The organism is Dyella sp. 2YAF14 (assembly GCF_052114725.1).
Classification (GTDB): domain Bacteria; phylum Pseudomonadota; class Gammaproteobacteria; order Xanthomonadales; family Rhodanobacteraceae; genus Dyella.
In genome coordinates, this window is sequence record NZ_JBFRFH010000010.1 from 42,365 (window position 1) to 59,880 (window position 17,516).

The following is a 17,516-nucleotide window of genomic DNA, read 5'->3' on the forward strand; positions in this document are numbered from 1 at the left end:
CGGTGCTAATCTCTCAGACCGCGCCCGCGGGTGCGCCCCTCCCATGATTGCCGACGGGTGCCGCCATGCACTGTTTTGTCTACGCCAGCCAGCGCAAGCCCGATACCTATCTGTGGGTGGGCCGCCGCGACGATTTCGAGAGGCTGCCCGAGTCGCTCGCCCTCATGCTTGGCGACCTGCGCTTTGTGCTCGAGGTGGAACTGTCCGGCGAGCGCAAGCTGCCGTATGAAGACGCCGCTCAGGTGATCAAGCATCTGGACGCGCAGGGTTGGCATCTGCAATTGCCGCCGAACGAGACGCTGGCCACCGCCAACCATCTTGTCTACAACAGCGCGCCGCTCGATCCTCACGACGATCGCGATCACTAAAGCGCACGCCGCCGTATCCGTTAACACCGGATTACCTTCTGGCCTCGTCACGATTCCTATACTCCGCGCATATGGCCTACTCAAAAACGCGTCGCCCGCCTCCGTTTCTGCAAGCCCTCGCCTGGTTCGTTCCAGGTCTGGTCGCCGCAGCGATAGCCGCCTTCGGGGCCCATCCACTCGCGCTGATTCCGCTGCTGGTCGCCAATGCGCTGACCATGGCGGCGGTATGCCATGCGATCGGCTTCGACCCGGAACCGCGTTTTGGCCGCACCGTGCTGCGCCGTGGCGCGGCTTACCTAGTGATGTTCACCGGCTATGTGGTGCTGGTGTTCCTGCTGGTGGCGTGGCCGATGCTCAAGCTCAACCAGTCGCCCAGCCTCGGCGCGGCCTTGCTGCTGGCCGGTGCGCTGGTGGTGGCGCTGGCGGCGCTGTGGCGGTTGTGGCCGGCGTTTGGCCTGGTCTATGTGTGGGACGACGCTTATCCCGCCCAGAGTGACGGCTCGTGGATCTTCACCGCCACGGCACGCAGCCTGGCGTTTGGTCGCCACTTGTCACGCGAAGAGCGCTTCTTTACCCATTTCCTGCCTTCGGCGATTGCGCTGCTGGCGCTGGCCTTCATCGCCATCGCGCTCACCGGTCTGTATGGCGTGCTGCCTTCCGAGCTGCGCACCGCGGCGCTGGTGATCTACGGCGTGGTTCTGATGCCGCTGGGCTGCCTGATCGTCGCCAACCGTACGCTGCGAGCCATGCTGTGCGAACGCCGTCGCCCTCGTCAGCCCGCCGCTGGCGTGATCGATGCGCCGGCGCCGACACCGCCGCCCAAGCCTGCGCCGACGCTCACCGAGCAGGAACGCACCGCCGGTACGCCTGAGCAGGCTTATGCCTTGCTGATGGCCACGCGCGAGGGCGACATCGAGCGCGCCCTGGCCCTGGTGGAAGCCGGCGCCGATCCGAACACGGCGCCTGCGCCGGGCGATCGCGACCAGCGCCCGGTGCTGATGCTCGCCGCCCTGCTGCCGGATATGCGCCTGTTGCGCGCGCTGATCGCCAAGGGCGCCGACGTCAATCGCGCCAGCGGCGGCCTGACGCCGCTGCTCGCCGCCACCCGCGACAGCTGGCATGGCCGTGCCGAAGCGGTGATGACGCTGCTGGCCAACGGCGGCAGCGCACTGGCCACCGACGCGGAAGGCAACACGCCGCTGCATGGCGCGGTGCTCAGCGGCGAGGCGATCGTTGCCGCGATGCTGCTCGACGCCGGCGCCGTCATCAATGCGCTCAACAAGGCCGGCCTCAGCCCGCTGGCCGTGGCCTGCCGCGCCGCCAACTGGCCGGTGGCCAAGTTCCTGCTGGAGCACGGCGCCAAGCCCACGCCCGCCGATGGCGAACCCGCCCTGGTGACGGCCGCTGGCGTGCCCGACGACGACGTCGAAGGCGTGAAGCTGCTGCTCAAGCATCGCGCCGCCATCAACGCCGTGGATGCGCGCCACCGCAGCGCCCTGATGGCTGCCTCGGCCGAAGGCCACGAACAGATTGCCCGTACGCTGCGTGCCGCCGGCGCCGATGTGAACCTGACGGATCGCCACGGCAGCACCGCCTTGATGGAAGCGGCACGCGCCGGCGCCGTAGGCATCGTCAAGCTGCTTGCCGAAGCGCAGCCCGACGCCCGCCTGCGTGACAGTCATGGTCGCGATGCGCTCACCCTGGCCTGCCAGTCGCCGCAGGCGCACGCCGATGTGGTGCGCGCCCTGCTCGCCCTGGGCGCCGAAGCCAAGACCGCCGGCAGCAATGGCCGCAGCGCGCTCGATTACGCCGCTGCCGCGGGCCGCTGGGATCTGGTCGCCCTGCTCGATCCGGAAACGCCGCTGCCCGCCAGCCTGAGCATGGATGCGTTGCCCGAAGGCGCGGACACGCCGGCGCACCTGCTGGACGCGCTGCGTTTCGGCCACTGGGCGGTGGTGTCCACCTTTACCCAGCGCGTGCGCGAGTGGCCGCAGTCGCAGCTCGCCCAGCTCTATCTGGATCTGGCCGGCGCCGGCCAGAGCGCCGCGCGCCGTTGGCTGCTCGATCATGCGCTCGATCCCGAAGCACGCTTGCAGCCCCAGTTGGTCGACGACGCTGAAACCGTGGAAAACATCGAATCGTCGCTGCCGCCGCTCGGACGCCGCCTGTTCGACGCCTTGCTGCCGCAACTGCCCGCCGCCACCGAGGCCATCGACGATCTGCTGAGTGCCGGCGCTACGCCCGCTGGCGCCGGCTTGCTCGCGCAGGCTTTGCTGCGCCTGGAAGACAGCGCGCAGGGCGCGGCCTTGCCGCTGGCCATGCTCGAGCGCGGCGCCGATCCCTTCGGTGCCGATGCACGCGAACGCACGCCGGTGCATCTTGCCGCCACGTACGGCCACGCGGCCTTGCTACAAGCCTTGCTGGCACGCGGCTGCGATCCGAATACACGCGATATCAGCGGCCGCACGCCGTTGTTCGCCGCGCTGGAACATGGCGAGCGCGCGTTGCCGCTGGTGCGTTCGCTGGTGGCGCATGGCGCCGATCCGGAAGCCATCGATGCCAATGGCGAAACGCCGCTGGGCCTGGCGCTGGAGCACGAGGCGATCGAGCGCTGGATGAATTGGGGCGACTGGACGCGCCCGCTGCGTCCCCTGCGCGCGGACGATCTGCCTGCCGCCGCCAAGGCCGGCGCGGTCACGGCGGTCGAGCGCCTGCTCGAACTGGGCTTTGCCGTCGACACCCGCGATCACCAGGGCGCCACCGCGTTGCTGCATGCCTGCGGCGCCGGCCAGCGCGACGTCGCCGCCCTGCTGCTCGACAAGGGTGCCGACACCACGCTCGCCGCCACCAACGGCATGACGCCGCTTGCCGCTGCCGTCAGCGCGCGACGCGAAGCACTGGTGGCCTTGCTGCTGCAGAACGGCGTGGCCGTCGACCAGCGCCTGCCGGGCGAAGCGACCGCACTGATGATTGCCGCCGCGATGGGTTATCCCGATCTTGCCGAGCAACTGCTCGACGGCGGCGCCGAGGTGAATGCCGTGGACGAGCGCGGTCACTCGCCGCTGCATGCGGCGGCACAGTACGGCTTCGATCACAACGACAGCCTGCGTGCGCGCCGCCTGTTCGACGCACTGCTCAAGCGCGGCGCCGACGTGAGCCTGGCCGACAAGGAAGGCAAGACGCCCTTGCTGCTGTTGCTTGGCGCGCATCTGCGTCCGGGCAGCGATTGCGATCCCACGCACATCGGCGCGCTGGTGCCGGTGCTGCTCGATGCCGGCGCCACGCTCGAACACGCCGATCAGCGTGGCGTCACCGCACTGCACTCCTGCGCCATGCATGCGCTGCTCGCGCCGGCACGCGTGCTGCTGGCGCGTGGCGCCGATCGCCAGGCGGCGGATGCCTTCGGCCGCACGCCGGCCGATGTGGCGCGTGCGATCGGCTATGTCGACATCGCTCACGAACTGGCGGCGCGCAGCGGCTCGGCCATTCCCAGCGTGCGGCAGATGTTGAGGCAGCCGGCCCAGCCGGCCGACTGAAGCGCCTCTTCGACCAGACGACGAGCCATCGTCTCGGGGCGTGGCGGCAACTGCCGCCACGCGCTCACGACTTCATCCAGTCCGATGCGATCCACGCTGGGCACATCCGGCAATCCGCCAATGGCGTGCACCGCGCTGCCCGTTGCGCTGCGCGGCGTCCACATGGAGGGCCAGCGGTTGCCGAACAGGACGACCAGCGGACAACCCACCGCGGCTGCCAGATGCGCAGGCCCTGTATCCACCGACACCATGCTGTGCGCGATATGCAGCAACGCGCGCAAATGACCGAGCGGCAGTCCTTCGCGCGGGACAATCACCTGCGCATGCTCTGCCGCGTCGCCAATCGTGGCGAGATAAGCCGCCTCGGCCGCCGAACCACACAACAGCACACACGCATCGGGCATGGCTTCGACGATGGCGCGACACAAGGCAGCCCATCGTTCCACCGGCCACGACTTGTCGTCGTCCTCGCGCTTGCGTATGCCATTCCAGCGCATCGTGCGCTTGTTCGCGGGTTGCAGCAGTACCAACGGACGTCCGTGCAGATTGCGCCGCGCCAGCCACAACTGCGCTTCACCGAGTTCTATGGCGGTTGGCTCCAGTCGTGGCGCGCAAGGTAGGGCATGCGACGAACACAGGGCATCGTGAAAGGCCGCTGGCGTTTCATCCGCAAACCGCATCAGCCAGTCGATCCAATGATCGCCCTGGATAAACGGCGTGTCTTCGATGAACACGCAATGCTCGGGCGCAATGCCGGCCAGCGCCAGCATCGGCCTTATCTTCGTGCGCCTACGTACATCCGGCTCGCAGATGTAGAACGGCGCCGCGCGCAGTTCGCGCAACGCGAACGCCGTGCGCAATCGCTGCGGATTGAGCCAGAGCGAACCATACTGGCTGTCGACCTTCCGCACTTCGGCGACGTCTTCATGGCCCTCGTACAACACGCGCGAGCATTCGCCCAGCGAAACGAGCCGGCATGCACTGCCATAACGGCGATGCAGCTTGTGCAGCAGTGGCTGCAAAAGAATGGTGTCGCCCAGTCGTCCGAATCGAATGACGACGGGATGAAGTGGCGCACGCTGGCCCATGCAATTCAGGTCGACGTCGGGCAGGCCCGATCCCTCAGGCGGCCCGCCCCGCGACGGCACGACCTTCAGGCGCGCCTATCTTTCCCGATGCGCGGCGAAATGAGTTGCGGATTTGACGCAAGTTCGCATGCAGTCACGTGCAATAACGGCACGCAAGAAATCCCGTCAGCCCAACGTCAGCGTGTCACATCTTCGTCATTTGCCTTGGCATCGGTGGGCTTCTCCAAGGCACGCGTGACCTCGGGCGAAGCGTCGGCCTGGAACAGCTGTTCCAGATCGACCAGCGCTTCGCGCGTGGTCTGCACAATGCGCGCATCGTCGTCGTAGACGAGGTATTGGCGCTTGAGCAGTTCGGCATCCTGTCGACGAAAACGCTCGACGTGATCGGCCGCCATTTCCGGCGACATGCCGAGTGCTTCCAGTGTCTGGCGCGTCATCTTCAAGCTGGAATACAGCGTTTCGCGCACCGGCAAATCCACGCCCAGATCCATCAGTCGCCACGCATGCTGGCGATTGCGCGCACGCGCGATGATCTTCAGGCTCGGATACATGCGACGCACCACGCGTGCCGTGCGCAGGCTTGCCTCGGGATCGTCCACCGCGAGCACAAACACCGCCGCCTGGTCCGCCCGCGCGGCGCGCAGCAATTCCGGACGCGCCGGATCGCCGTAGAAGATGTCGGTCCAGTTGCCAAAGCGCTGGACCAGGTCGATCTGCTCCACCGAATGATCGAGCGCCACGAACGGAATGCCTTGCGCGCGCAACATGCGCGCCACGATCTGCCCCATGCGCCCGTAGCCGGCAATGATCACGCGCGGCTTGTCGGCCACGATGGTGTCGAACTCGCGCTCTTTCTTGGTCTTGGCCTGATACAGCATGCGACCGAGCACGGCCACCATCAGTGGCGTCAAGGCCATCGACAAGGTGATGGCCAGCACCTGCAGGCTGTGCTGCTCGGTGGTGATGAGGTTTTGCTCGCCGGCGAGCTTGAGCAGCACGAACGCGAATTCGCCGCCGCAGGCCAGCAACACCGCCAGGCGCAGCGCATCGCGACCATTCAGGCCGCCCACGATGCGACCCAGCGGCCACAGCAGAGCGCCCTTGATCAACAACAGGAACAGCACCAGCAGGAACACGCGCATCGGCTGCTCGATCAGCAGGGTCAGGTCCATCGACATGCCCACGCTGATGAAGAACAGGCCGAGCAGCAAGCCCTTGAACGGTTCGAGATGCGATTCCAGTTCGTGGCGGTATTCGGAATCGGCCAGCAGCACGCCGGCCAGGAACGCACCCAGCGTGGCGGACACGCCCACCAGCTCCATCAACCACGCTGTGCCCATCACGACCAACAAGGCGGTGGCGGTGGACACTTCGACATTGTCGACCTTCGCCACGAAGCGGAAGATCGGACGCAACAGATAGCGGCCACCGACCATTACCGCCACGATCGCAGCCACCGTGCGCAGCACCGCGTAGACATCAAAACCATGCTTGGTCGATGCGCTGGCCAGCAGCGGCACGGCCGCGATCAGTGGAATCGCCGCCAGATCCTGGAACAGCAGCACGGCGAACGCCTGTCGCCCGTAAGACGTACCGGCTTCCTTGCGCTCGGCGAGTATCTGCAAGCCGAACGCGGTGGACGACAATGCCAGGCTGCCGCCCACGATGGTGGCGGCATTCACCGTGAGTCCAAACAGGTAGTACGCCGCCGCACCGATCACCAGGCTGGTCGCCAGCACCTGCAGCAGGCCCGTGCCGAACACCTGCTTGCGCATCACCCACAGACGCTGGGGCGACAGCTCCAGGCCGATCACGAACAGCATCAGCACCACGCCGAACTCGGAGATGGTGGCCACGCCCGCGGTATCGGAGATCAGGCCCAGCTCCTGCGGACCGATGACGATGCCAGCCAGCAGATACCCGAGCACGGAACCCAGGCGGAAGCGCTTGGTCAGCGGCACCGCGATGACGGTCGCCAGCAGGAATACGAGCGCTGTCTGCAGAAAATGGCGGCTATCCACTCGTGCGCTCCATTCGGGGGAATCGCATTATTCCACGCTGACGCTGTGTAAGCCGACCCCTGAAGAGAAAGTCAGCGATCAACGCTACGACTTATGCAGCAAGCGAAAGGCCTTGCCATTGTTGCGTGATGATGGATGCAAGGCGCTCCACGGCGGGTGACGACTCGGCCTCGGCGCGGTGCAGGCACAAGCCCAATTCGCCCATCGACGGCAGCGTGGTCTCGTGTGGCAGCAGGGCGCGCACGCTGGCCGGGAGTCCGGCGGGCGTACGCAATGACACGCCCAACCCTGCCGCGACGGCGGCCCAGGTGCCCGCCAGGCTCGCGCTGGTGAAGGCGATGCGCCAGGGGATATTCGCGCGGTCCAGCGCCGTGGTGGCGGCGGTCCGCATGATGCAGGGCGCGTCCAGCATCACCAGCGGCAAGGGCTCGCCGTCCTCGCGTGGCCAGTTGGAGCCGGCACCTGCGCCGTCGATCCAGCGCAGCGGCAGGGTGCCGATGCGTTCGGTATGAGGCGTGGTCATGCCGGCCTCCCAGGCCAGCGCTAGGTCCAGACGCCCCGAGCCCACGCGCTCGAGCAGCTCAGCGTTGCGCGCGATGCGCACTTCCACCTTCACGCGTGGATGCGCCCGGGCGAAACGGCCCAGCACGTCAGTGAGCAGGCTCTCGCCGAAATCTTCCTGCAGGCCCAGCCGCACCGCACCTTCCAGCTCTGCACCGTGCAGCGCGGCGGCGGCTTCGTCATTGAGCTCGAGCAGGCGGCGCGCATAGGCAAGCATGGTTTCGCCGGACTCGGTGAGCGCCATGCCGCGGCCGGATTTGCGCAGCACCGGCGTGCCGGCCTGCTCTTCCAGTTTCTTCAGCTGCGCGCTGACGGCCGAGGTCGAGCGCCCCAGCCGGTCAGCAGCGCGGGCAAAACTGCCCAGCTCCACGCCCGTCACGAAGGTGCGCAGCACATCGAGATCAAAGGTGATCCGCCGCATGGCAATCATCCTGTTTTTATGGACTATTGATTCAATATTTTCCGCTTTTCAGGACGGTACTCTCCGCCCTAGGCTTCGCTTCGTCAAGCGCACGAGGAGTCGTTCATGGGCATTCGTTCCGGCCACGGGCAAAGCAGCTTCGGCGATGTGGCGGGCGAACTCGGGACGCTCACGGCACATCTGGCTTGCTATGCCGCCTGGCCTGCAGCCACGGCGGTACTGCGCGAATTGAAAGACGAGGAGGCTCACTCGTGATCGCGATGCAATACAGCTTCACCCTGCCCGCCGACTACGACATGGCGATCGTCCGGCAGCGCATCGCGGACAAGGGGCACCTGCTCGATCACTTCGAGGGGCTGATGCTGAAGGCGTATCTGCACGCGGAGCGCGGTCCGTCGTCGGATGAAAATCTCTACGCGCCGTTTTACGTGTGGCGCGACAGCGCGGCAATGCAACGCTTTCTCGGCAGCGAGGGCTTCGCCAATCTCACCAAGGCTTTCGGCTGGCCATCCATTCGCGTGTGGCCGGTGTGGGATGTGTATCTCTCGCCGGAGGCCGAGCATGCGCGCTTTGCTACACGCGACATCCAGCCGATCGCGCCTTATGCCGCGCTCGAGTCACTGCGCGAGGAACAACGCAGCGTGCTGCAGCGTGATATCGAGCGCGGCGCCGTCGCCGCCGTCAGCGCCTTCGAGCCCACCACGTGGACGCGAGTGAGCTTTCGCCTGTGGGATGAGAGCCTTCCTGCCCACACCTCTGGCCAACGCTACGACGTTGGCCACGTATCACAACCCTGATCCTTCACCGGAGATTCCCCCATGCCTCTCGTACGCGTCTCGCTTCGCCGCGGCAAATCCAAAGAACACATCGCCGCCATTCGCAACAGCATTTATCGCGCGATGATCGAATCCTTCAACGTGCCGCAGAACGACCGCTTCATCGTGGTGCACCAGCACGACGCCGACGAATTCGACTACGACTCCAATTATCTCGGCATTGCGCGCACCGACGACCTGGTGATCATCCAGATCGCCTGCAACAACACGCGCACCGTCGAGCAGAAAAAGGCGTTCTACAAGTACACCGCGGTGCTCCTCAGCAAGGAACCCGGACTGCGACCGCAGGATGTCTTCATCAACCTGCTGGAAACGGCCAAGGAGAACTGGTCGTTCGGCAACGGCGAGGCGCCATACGCCTAAGTTCGTTGCTTGACGAGCAGCCGCCGTGGCCCGGCGCCTTCGCTGGCCAGTCGATCGCCGGGATTGCGCAGGCGGCAGCGGTCGATCGACAGGCAGCCGCAGCCTATGCAGTCGTCGAGCGTGTCGCGCAGTTTCCTCAGCTGCGCCATGCGCTCGTCCAGTTCCGCGCGCCATTGGGCGGACAAGCGCGCCCAGTCGCGTCGGCTGGGCGCCTCGCCGGCCGGCAGCGCAGCCAGCGCAGCAGCAATATCGGCCAGGGAGATGCCCACGCGCTGCGCGACACGAATGAACGACACGCGCCGCAATACCGCACGCGCATACCGCCGCTGATTGCCTACCGAGCGTTCGCTGCGGATCAGTCCCTTCGTCTCGTAGAAGTGCAACGTGGAGACCGCTACACCACTGCGACGCGCAACCTCCCCCACGCCCAGCGTGGTCGGCAGCCCGTGCTTCGCACCCTCACTCATGCGACACCTCTTGACCTCAAGTTAGCTTGAGGTCCTAGAGTGCCACGCACTTCATTGCGAGGCATACCCATGAGCCCACCGACCGCCCGTCGATCCATCTACCGCATCGACCGCTTCAACGTCCCCGCCAAAGCCCTAGCGGCCTTCATGGAACGCCTGCACCTCACCCAGCGCCTGCTCGACAAACTCCCCGGCTGCCGCCAGAACCTGGTACTCACCCAACCCGACCTGGCCGGCGAGTTCAATGTGATGACCCTGGTGGAATGGAGCCACGAATCCCACTTCGCCGCCGCCAAAGCGGTGATGCAGGCGCGTTATGCGCAGGAGCGGTTTGATCCCGCAGCTTTCATGCAGCAGTTGGGGGTGCAGGCGGATCTGGGGACGTATCGGCATGTGTGATGGGTGGACGTAGTGAGGCGCTTGCTATCTCTTGCACTCACATCGCCGGCATTGAAACGAAGAATAGATATGCCCCCGCGAGCACCCGACCCTCTCCCCGGAGGGGAGAGGGAGAAGTGCGGTGGATCGCTCCGTAGGTTTGTCGCGCACAGGGTGCGCTCCCACAGACAAGCGCCAGGCGCGGTACTCAGTTCGCAATGTACGGGACTAAAGCCGATGCGAAGCGAGGCCCCGCTTTGAGTCCTCAGCGATTCGGGCGCGTTGCGCAGCGCTTTGAAGTACCCGCTGTGTACCCTCGGAGGTTGTTCCATGACAGCGAGCCTCGAGCGTTCGGGCTTATCCCAACACGATGCTGCGGGCGTTATCAGGCCATTTTCTTTGGGTTACTTTTCTTTTGGGCCAGCAAAAGAAAAGTGACTCGAGCGGCGGCAGCCGATCGAAACGCCCGCCGCGTAGGCGGCACCCTTGCGGTAACGCGACAACCAGAAACCGAGGCTCTGGATCTCCGCCTGCGCCGGGATGACGAGCTAGTGAATGCGCGCGCCGGGACAACGAGCGAGAACCCTCACTCCCCCCTCAACCACCTCGCCGCATCCACCGCAAAATAAGTCAGGATCGCATCCGCCCCCGCCCTCTTGAACGCCGTCAACGACTCCAACACAACAGCCTTCTCGTCGAGCCACCCATTCTGCGCAGCCGCCTTCAACATCGCGTACTCACCGCTCACCTGATACACAAACGTCGGCATGCCAAACGCATCCTTCACCCGACGCAACACGTCGAGGTAAGGCATGCCCGGCTTCACCATCACCGCATCCGCGCCCTCGTGGATATCAAGCTCGATCTCGCGCAGTGCTTCGTCGCTGTTGCCCACATCCATCTGGTAGGTGTGCTTGTTGCCCTTGCCGAGATTGGCGGCCGAACCCACGGCGTCGCGGAACGGGCCGTAGAACGCCGAAGCGTATTTGGCGGAATAGGCGAGGATGCGCGTATGGATGTGGCCGGCATCCTCCAGCGCATCGCGAATCGCACCAATGCGGCCATCCATCATGTCCGAGGGCGCCACGAAATCCATGCCGGCCCCGGCCTGCGCCAGCGACATCTTGATCAGCGCTTCGATGGTGGGCTCGTTCATCACGTAGCCGTCCTCATCGATCAGGCCGTCCTGTCCGTGCGTGGTGTATGGATCGAGCGCCACGTCGCCGATCAGGCCGAGCTCCGGATACTGGGCCTTGAGCGCACGCGTGGCGCGCTGCATCAGGCTGTCCGGGTTCCATGCTTCGCGTGCATCTTCGGTTTTCACCGCGGCACCGGGCGACGGGAACAGCGCCAGCGCCGGGATCCCCAGGCGCACGCACTCGCCGGCGAGCTTGAGCAGTTCGTCGATGGACAATCGCTCCACGCCCGGCATGGACGGCACCGGTTCGCGCTGCCCTTCGCCTTCGATGATGAAGGCGACCATGATCAGGTCGGTGGGCAGCAAGGTGTTCTCGCGCATCAGCGCACGCGAGAAGGCATCGCGACGCATGCGACGCATGCGGACAGCGGGATAGCTCATGGGTGAACTCTCGGGCAGGACATCGGCCCATTTTAGCGCCTGTTGGAGGGTTCGCCGGGAAAGGCAGGTTGACGCGGTCGATGAGACGACAAAACCGCACCCTGCATGAACGCGCCGCCGCGCAAACACCCTGCTGCAACATTTGAGAGTGCAGTCTCTCTGCCCGCCGCCCCGCAGGAGTCAGACCATGAGTACGCCCGCCGTCCAGCAGCATCACTGGCCGCTCGCCAATGAAGCCCGTTACCTGGGACCGCATGAAGGTACGGATCCCATCGATATCACGGTGGTGATGCGACGCCGCGGCGACCATCCGACGCCCGCTGCGTGGCCGCACCAGGCCGCCGTGCCGCGCGAGGATTTCGGTGCGCAGTGGGGCGCCGATCCGGCGGATGCCGAGTCGATTCGCAATTTCGCACGCGGTCACGGACTCACCGAAACCAGTTGCGAGCTGCATCGTCGCGTGATGCATCTGCGCGGCACGCCGCAGGCGCTGCAACAGGCGTTCGGCGTGCAACTGGGGCGTTATCAGATGCCCGATGGCGGCCCGGAGATGATGGGGTGCCATCTGCCGCCGTCGCTGCCCGGCGATATTTCGTCCCGCGTCATTGCGGTGCTCGGCTTCGACAAGCGACCCATCGCGCGCCCGCACTTCCGTCGCCCCGCTGCCAAGCCCGCACAAACCTATACGCCGGTGGCACTGGGCACGCTGTATCAGTTTCCCGCGAAGCTCGACGGCACGGGCCAGAGCGTGGCGGTGATCGAACTCGGTGGCGGTTTTACGCAGAGCGACTTCACCCAATGCATGCAGTCGCTGGGCATCAAGCCGCCCACCGTCAACGTGGTATCCGTGCAGGGCGGCAGCAGCCAGCCCGGTGGCGATGCGGACGGCGAGGTCATGCTCGATGTGGAAGTGATTGGCGCGCTCGCGCCCGGCGCGAACATCGACGTGTACTTTGCGCCCAATACCGACCAGGGATTCTACGAAGCCATCTCGCAGGCCGCGCACGACGCCACCCATCAGCCGTCGGTGATTTCGATCAGCTGGGGCGGCCCGGAAGACAGCTGGTCCGCCTCATCGCTCAACGCCATGGAGAGCGCACTGCAGGATGCCGCGGCGCTTGGCGTTACCGTCACCGTCGCCTGTGGCGACAGCGGCTTTACCGATGGCGAGAGCGATGGCAAGCCGCATGTCGACTTTCCTGCCTCCAGCCCTTATGCGCTCGCCTGCGGCGGCACCAAGCTGGTGGCCAGCGGCACGGCGATCACCAGCGAGACCGTGTGGAACGAACTGGCCACCAACGAAGGCGCCACCGGTGGCGGCGTCAGCGCGAGCTTTGCGCTGCCGGCCTGGCAGAAGGCGATGAAAGTCCCCAAGGCCGCCAATGGCTTCGTCGGGCGCGGCACGCCGGACGTCGCGGGCGACGCCGATCCCAATACCGGTTATCAGGTGCGCGTGGACGGACAGAACGAGGTGATCGGCGGCACCAGCGCAGTCGCGCCGCTGTGGGCGGCCCTCATCGCGCGCTTCAACCAGCAGCTGGGGCAGAACATCGGCGATCCGCATGAGGCGTTCTACAGCATCGGACTTGCCGCGTTCCATGACATCACCCAGGGCAGCAACGGCAAGTTCAAGGCAGCCAAAGGGTGGGATGCATGCACGGGCCTGGGCACGCCCAAGGGACAGACCCTGCTCGATGCACTGGCCAAACTGAAGACGGGCAGCGGAACCTCGCCCACGACGTAAAGCCAGTGATCACACCTCGGCAGTCACGACGTTGCGCAACGCGCCAGTGCACTCGCTGGAAGTGTCACCGGCGTCCCGATCAAGCGACTGAAGTGCTCAGGGCTTGACGGCTACGCCGGGCCCGCGGTGCTCCATCGTCACGATCGCGTCGGTGTTGCAGGCCGCCGGCATGTTCTGCGAACCCAGGGGCGGGCAAAGTCGTTCGGTGGTTGCCGGCTCAGGCACGGACATAGCGGGGCGATAAGGCTGCGATGGCGCAGATGCAGGGGGCGGGAAGCTGCCCCGCTTTTGGGCTGCCAGCGAGACAGCAGTGAGGGCCGCAAACGTCATCGCGTTCTGCGAGACGCGCTGGGCCGCGGTGGGCTGCACTGCAAAGGTTGGCAACGACGCGCGAGCTGCCAGTGTCGGCGCCGAAGGCGCTTGTGTCTTTGCCGCCGCGCTCAGGGGCTCATGGTAGGGCGCCTCCGACTGAGCCGGCGTGTCCTGCTGCGCCCATGCCGGCGCGATTAAAACGCCAGCCCACAAGCCCATCGCAAAAATCGTTCGCTGTTTCATCGCCCTATTCCTCTCCATGGCCTGACCGATGTTGTGCTGCCGACACCCCGTCGACCGACCGATCATAGCCAGCTCAATATGAAGCGAGCCAGTAACGACTTTCCTGCTACCGCATCGCCGGTCGCCATGCGACATTGCCACCATCGCGCCGTGGAGCCCGGATGTCTTGGATAGCCGCCTGTCGATGCATCGCTTCCTCCCGCTGCGCGGCCATCGGCTGGCCTATCGCTCGTGCGGTGACGAGGGCGGCGAACCAGTGGTACTCATCCACGCGTTTGCGAGCCAGTCCGGCAGCTGGGAGTACATCGCCGAAGCGTTGGCGCGACAGGGCTTCCGGGTAATCGCCCCGGACCTGCGCGGGCACGGGCGCAGCCAGTGGACGCCCACCTATTCGCTGATGGATTTCGAAGAGGACTTGAGCGCCCTGCTCGATGCGCTCGGGCTGGGCGCCATCAACCTTATCGGCCATTCGCTGGGCGGGCATCTGGCCCTGAAACTGGCCACTCGCCAGCCCGAGCGCATCCGTCGCCTGATCATTGAAGCCGCCCCGGTACCACCCCGCGACATGGCGGACGCCGCCGCCCTGGCAGCCGCCCGGCCCGGCCCCGCCTGGGTGCGCTCCCTGCATCTGCTGGGTGGAGGAAAACTGCTGCGCCTGATGCTGTTGCGTCAATTCGACGTGCGCTCCGCCCGTACCGTGCTGCCGGAACTGCGCACGCCGATGCCGGCATGGTGGGCACGCCTGGGCGGCGTGCGCGCCCCGTGCCTGTTGCTGGCCAGCCATGACGACGGCCTGGTCAGCGCGCGACTGCCCCTGCTGGCCGCACAGATTCCGCACGCCGTCACCCGCCAGTTCGGCAGTGGGCATCGCCTGCATGGCGAACATACGGACGCCTTCCTGGCCGAAGTGATGTCCTTCGTGGGGACCTCTTCGTACGCGCAATGACACAATCGGACGCTAACCTGCCGGTCACCTCGGTGCTGGAGCACGTCGCCCAAGCTCGCCTTCAGGCCGCCAGCTTCGTTTGCGTGGGCAGCGACTGCTGCCCGAATGTCCAAGCCCAACGAAGCATGCTATCGAATCGATCCAAGTCCATGGCCGATCTCACGCTGGCGGATACCGCTGCCATCGCCGGCGCGCACCGCATCTAAGTCGACATGCGATCCGCGGCGGCCCGGTCTGTCTCGACGCCGAGCCGGCGCAGGTCCGGCGTCGTCTTCACCTTGCACATTTCCAGCAAAAAACAGCGCTATCATCACAAATCGCGCCGAGCCAGGGGCAAAGTCGAATCGGCCAGTCGCGTGGGGATATCGGGGAAAACAAGCGAGACCTCGTTGCCGCTCCTTCCGCCTGGGAAAAGCGCAGCGTCGCCGTTCACGCGCAAGGCGCAAGGAAGTTGTGGCCGTCGTATCAACCGCTAGGGGGGAAAACCGCATGTCCAACGTGATCGAGTTTCTGGAAAGGCTTGGCAGCGACGCGCGTTTATTTCAGGGCGCCAAGGACGAAATCGCACTGGCGCTGGCCGATGCAAAGATCGAGGCTACCGCCGGTGAAGCCATCCTGGCTCGCAACGTGGAAGAGCTTCATGCGCTGCTGAAGGTCGTACCGCTGTGCTGCTTCCAGACCGTGCCGCGTCGCCCCGACGAGGAAGAGGAAGAAGAGCAGGAAGGCGAGGAAGGCGAAGAGAGCGAGAGCGACGCACCCCCGTCCAAGCCCAGCAAGAAAGCATGACGATGTTCCGCGCCGGCCACTTCGGGCGGGCGATCATCCTGGCAGTGCTGCTGTCAGGTTGGCACGCAGGTGCGGCCGTCGCGGCCGCAGCTGCGCCTGCGCAAGATCCGGTGCAGATGCTGGCGCAGGCCGACAAGATCAAAACCGCCGACCACGCCCAGTTCCTGCGCCTGCTCGGTGAACTGGACCAGCGCGCGAGCGAGCTTTCCTCCGACCAGCAATGGCATTTGCGCTATCTCGATGCCTGGCAACTGGCGTTCGAAGGTCGCTACGACGTCGCCGGGCCGGCGCTGCACGACATCGTCACGCACTCGGGCGAGACCACGCTGCAGGTTCGCGCGCTGGCCACGCTGGTGAACATCCTCGGCTTCAGTCGGCACTACGAGGAAGCGTTCACCCAACTGAGCGTACTGATGGATCTGATGCCGGCGGCGAAAGATCCGGAGGCCCGCTACCAGGCACTCGGTGAAGGCGCGCAGTTCCTTGCCGCGGCGGGGCAGTTCGACCTGGCGTCCAGCTACGCGCAGCGCATCCTGGATGACCCCCAATTGCGCGACCGCGCGTGCCAGGGCATGGCGTTCAAGCTGCGCGTGCTGTTCCGCGCAGGCAAGGTGCGCGGCACCGATCCCGAATACGATCGCGGCATCGATACGTGCATCAAGGCCAACCAGGCCTTGTATGCCAACTCGCTGCGCAACGACCAGGCCAAGTACGCGATCGACCAGGGGCGCCCCAAGGACGCCATCGCCCTGCTGCAGGCGCATTACGACGAATTCGTCTCGTACCACTATCGCGTGCTGATGAACGCGGTCAACGTGACGCTGGCGCAGGCTTACTGGCAGCTGGGCGACGCCACGGCGGCGCGCAAATACGCGGGCGAAGCCGTTGCCGAAGCCATCAAGGACAAATACTCCGATTCACTGGGGCCGGCCTACCAGGTGCTGTACCAGGTCGAGGAACGCGAAGGCAACACGCGTGCCGCGCTCGACCTCCACAAGTTGTACATGGATGCGGACAAGGGCTATCTCACCGACGTGAGCGCCCGCGCCATCGCCTATCAGACGGTCAGGCAGCAATTGCTGGCCAACAAGGTGCAGGTCGATTCGCTCAACAAGCAGAACGAGATCCTGCAACTGCAGCGCAAGCTCGACCACAAGGACATGGAGACCAGCCGGCTGTATATCGCCCTGCTGCTCACCGTGGTGGCCTCGATCGCGCTATGGCTGCTGCGCATCAAGCGCTCGCAGATGCGCTTCAAGCGTCTGGCGACACGCGACAGCCTCACCGGCATCCACAGCCGCCAGCACTTCATCGACGAGACCGAACTGGCGTTGCGCGCGGCGGCCAAGGCCACCCGCACCTCGTGTCTGATCCTGCTGGACCTGGATCACTTCAAGGAAGTGAACGATACGCACGGCCACGTCATCGGCGACCTGGTGCTCAAGCGCGCCGTCGCTGCCTGCCAGCACCATCTGCATCGCCGCGACATCTTCGGGCGCCTCGGCGGCGAAGAGTTTGCGTTGTACCTGCCTGACTGCAGCGCGTCGCAGGCGCGCGAACGCGCCGAGCGCATCCGCCAGGCGATTGCCGCCACCCCGCTGTGGGGCGAGACCCGCAACGTGGTGATCACCTCGAGTTTTGGCGTGGCGTCTACCGATCGCAGCGGCTACGAATTGCGCCAGCTGATGATCGATGCCGACAACGCGCTGTACCAGGCCAAGCGCGAAGGCCGCAACCGCGTCATCTACGGCGAGCATGCCGAGGGCATCGTGCCCACGACCGTGCCGGCGGCGGAGCCGCCCCACGATCATCCGATCGAAGGCATCGCCGGTCTTCCGAGCTAGGCACCAGCCGGCGCTGGTGGCCG

At 65.7% G+C, this 17,516-nt stretch carries 15 protein-coding genes; 10 read left to right on the forward strand and 5 right to left on the reverse strand.

All coding sequences use genetic code 11. The annotated features are described in order from the left end of the window. The first annotated feature begins 65 nt into the window (after positions 1-65). Together AB4Y82_RS14525 and AB4Y82_RS14530 are read left to right on the forward strand one after the other, a co-directional pair. A complete protein-coding gene (locus tag AB4Y82_RS14525; RefSeq protein ID WP_441602874.1) occupies positions 66-368 on the forward strand; it encodes a YcgL domain-containing protein in 303 nt (100 codons plus the stop codon). 71 nt (positions 369-439) lie between these two features. After that, positions 440-3,904: an ankyrin repeat domain-containing protein gene (locus AB4Y82_RS14530; RefSeq protein ID WP_441602873.1), complete on the forward strand. Its 3,465-nt coding sequence runs from the start codon at positions 440-442 to the stop codon at positions 3,902-3,904. On the opposite strand, the gene AB4Y82_RS14535 is transcribed toward AB4Y82_RS14530, so the two are convergent. From AB4Y82_RS14535 to AB4Y82_RS14545, 3 genes are all read right to left on the reverse strand, one after another. Continuing rightward, positions 3,823-4,992 carry a glycosyltransferase family 9 protein gene (locus AB4Y82_RS14535; protein ID WP_441611425.1) on the reverse strand — a complete coding sequence of 390 codons (1,170 nt, stop codon included), beginning with the start codon at positions 4,990-4,992 and terminating at the stop codon, positions 3,823-3,825. The two genes, AB4Y82_RS14530 and AB4Y82_RS14535, sit on opposite strands and share 82 nt — an antisense overlap. Before the next feature lie 176 nt (positions 4,993-5,168). Then, the gene (locus AB4Y82_RS14540; protein ID WP_441611427.1) at positions 5,169-7,013 is read right to left on the reverse strand and encodes a monovalent cation:proton antiporter-2 (CPA2) family protein; all 1,845 of its coding nucleotides are present in this window, start codon (positions 7,011-7,013) and stop codon (positions 5,169-5,171) included. A gap of 91 nt (positions 7,014-7,104) precedes the next feature. Next, positions 7,105-7,995 (reverse strand): LysR substrate-binding domain-containing protein, encoded by an 891-nt coding sequence (locus tag AB4Y82_RS14545; RefSeq protein ID WP_441602870.1) that lies wholly within the window; start codon positions 7,993-7,995, stop codon positions 7,105-7,107. Positions 7,996-8,100: 105 nt separating this feature from the next. Here AB4Y82_RS14545 and AB4Y82_RS14550 point away from each other — a divergent pair, with 105 nt between their 5' ends. Genes AB4Y82_RS14550 through AB4Y82_RS14560 form a run of 3 tightly spaced genes read left to right on the forward strand, consistent with a single transcriptional unit; the run spans position 8,101 to position 9,194 of the window. Beyond that, entirely contained in the window at positions 8,101-8,250 is a 150-nt protein-coding gene (locus AB4Y82_RS14550) for a hypothetical protein (RefSeq protein WP_441602869.1), read from the forward strand. Positions 8,251-8,255: 5 nt separating this feature from the next. Further along, a complete protein-coding gene (locus tag AB4Y82_RS14555) occupies positions 8,256-8,792 on the forward strand; it encodes a DUF4865 family protein (protein ID WP_441602920.1) in 537 nt (178 codons plus the stop codon). 21 nt (positions 8,793-8,813) lie between these two features. Beyond that, positions 8,814-9,194: a tautomerase family protein gene (locus tag AB4Y82_RS14560; protein WP_441611429.1), complete on the forward strand. Its 381-nt coding sequence runs from the start codon at positions 8,814-8,816 to the stop codon at positions 9,192-9,194. Here AB4Y82_RS14560 and soxR read toward each other — a convergent pair. Then, complete coding sequence (gene soxR, locus AB4Y82_RS14565; protein ID WP_441602867.1) at positions 9,191-9,661, reverse strand: redox-sensitive transcriptional activator SoxR; 471 nt, start codon at positions 9,659-9,661, stop codon at positions 9,191-9,193. The two genes, AB4Y82_RS14560 and soxR, sit on opposite strands and share 4 nt — an antisense overlap. Before the next feature lie 69 nt (positions 9,662-9,730). On the opposite strand from soxR, the gene AB4Y82_RS14570 reads away from it, so the two are divergent. Next, positions 9,731-10,060 (forward strand): hypothetical protein, encoded by a 330-nt coding sequence (locus tag AB4Y82_RS14570; protein ID WP_441602866.1) that lies wholly within the window; start codon positions 9,731-9,733, stop codon positions 10,058-10,060. 565 nt (positions 10,061-10,625) lie between these two features. Here the strand turns inward: AB4Y82_RS14570 and hemB are convergent. Continuing rightward, on the reverse strand, positions 10,626-11,618 hold the full coding sequence (gene hemB, locus AB4Y82_RS14575) for a porphobilinogen synthase (protein WP_441602865.1): 993 nt from the start codon (positions 11,616-11,618) through the stop codon (positions 10,626-10,628). A 187-nt stretch (positions 11,619-11,805) separates the two neighbouring features. Between hemB and AB4Y82_RS14580 the strand changes: the two genes are divergently transcribed. The 4 genes from AB4Y82_RS14580 (at position 11,806) to AB4Y82_RS14595 (ending at position 17,493) form a co-directional block, all read left to right on the forward strand. After that, a complete protein-coding gene (locus tag AB4Y82_RS14580; protein ID WP_441602864.1) occupies positions 11,806-13,362 on the forward strand; it encodes a S53 family peptidase in 1,557 nt (518 codons plus the stop codon). A gap of 721 nt (positions 13,363-14,083) precedes the next feature. Next, positions 14,084-14,863, forward strand: a complete 780-nt coding sequence (locus AB4Y82_RS14585; protein ID WP_441602863.1) for an alpha/beta fold hydrolase — start codon at positions 14,084-14,086, stop codon at positions 14,861-14,863. A 489-nt stretch (positions 14,864-15,352) separates the two neighbouring features. Next, on the forward strand, positions 15,353-15,649 hold the full coding sequence (locus AB4Y82_RS14590; protein ID WP_441602862.1) for a hypothetical protein: 297 nt from the start codon (positions 15,353-15,355) through the stop codon (positions 15,647-15,649). Then, positions 15,646-17,493 carry a tetratricopeptide repeat-containing diguanylate cyclase gene (locus AB4Y82_RS14595; protein ID WP_441602861.1) on the forward strand — a complete coding sequence of 616 codons (1,848 nt, stop codon included), beginning with the start codon at positions 15,646-15,648 and terminating at the stop codon, positions 17,491-17,493. Before AB4Y82_RS14590 ends, AB4Y82_RS14595 begins: the two co-directional genes overlap by 4 nt. Positions 17,494-17,516 lie beyond the last annotated feature (23 nt).

Bases quoted from the DNA above. Each gene is read 5' to 3' on its own strand.
- hemB (WP_441602865.1), bottom strand. From the start codon at position 11,618: ATGAGCTATCCCGCTGTCCGCATGCGTCGCATGCGTCGCGATGCCTTC.
- soxR (WP_441602867.1), bottom strand. From the start codon at position 9,661: ATGAGTGAGGGTGCGAAGCACGGGCTGCCGACCACGCTGGGCGTGGGG.
- AB4Y82_RS14595 (WP_441602861.1), top strand. From the start codon at position 15,646: ATGACGATGTTCCGCGCCGGCCACTTCGGGCGGGCGATCATCCTGGCA.
- AB4Y82_RS14530 (WP_441602873.1), top strand. From the start codon at position 440: ATGGCCTACTCAAAAACGCGTCGCCCGCCTCCGTTTCTGCAAGCCCTC.
- AB4Y82_RS14535 (WP_441611425.1), bottom strand. From the start codon at position 4,992: ATGGGCCAGCGTGCGCCACTTCATCCCGTCGTCATTCGATTCGGACGA.
- AB4Y82_RS14590 (WP_441602862.1), top strand. From the start codon at position 15,353: ATGTCCAACGTGATCGAGTTTCTGGAAAGGCTTGGCAGCGACGCGCGT.
- AB4Y82_RS14560 (WP_441611429.1), top strand. From the start codon at position 8,814: ATGCCTCTCGTACGCGTCTCGCTTCGCCGCGGCAAATCCAAAGAACAC.
- AB4Y82_RS14545 (WP_441602870.1), bottom strand. From the start codon at position 7,995: ATGCGGCGGATCACCTTTGATCTCGATGTGCTGCGCACCTTCGTGACG.
- AB4Y82_RS14555 (WP_441602920.1), top strand. From the start codon at position 8,256: ATGCAATACAGCTTCACCCTGCCCGCCGACTACGACATGGCGATCGTC.
- AB4Y82_RS14550 (WP_441602869.1), top strand. From the start codon at position 8,101: ATGGGCATTCGTTCCGGCCACGGGCAAAGCAGCTTCGGCGATGTGGCG.
- AB4Y82_RS14580 (WP_441602864.1), top strand. From the start codon at position 11,806: ATGAGTACGCCCGCCGTCCAGCAGCATCACTGGCCGCTCGCCAATGAA.
- AB4Y82_RS14570 (WP_441602866.1), top strand. From the start codon at position 9,731: ATGAGCCCACCGACCGCCCGTCGATCCATCTACCGCATCGACCGCTTC.
- AB4Y82_RS14525 (WP_441602874.1), top strand. From the start codon at position 66: ATGCACTGTTTTGTCTACGCCAGCCAGCGCAAGCCCGATACCTATCTG.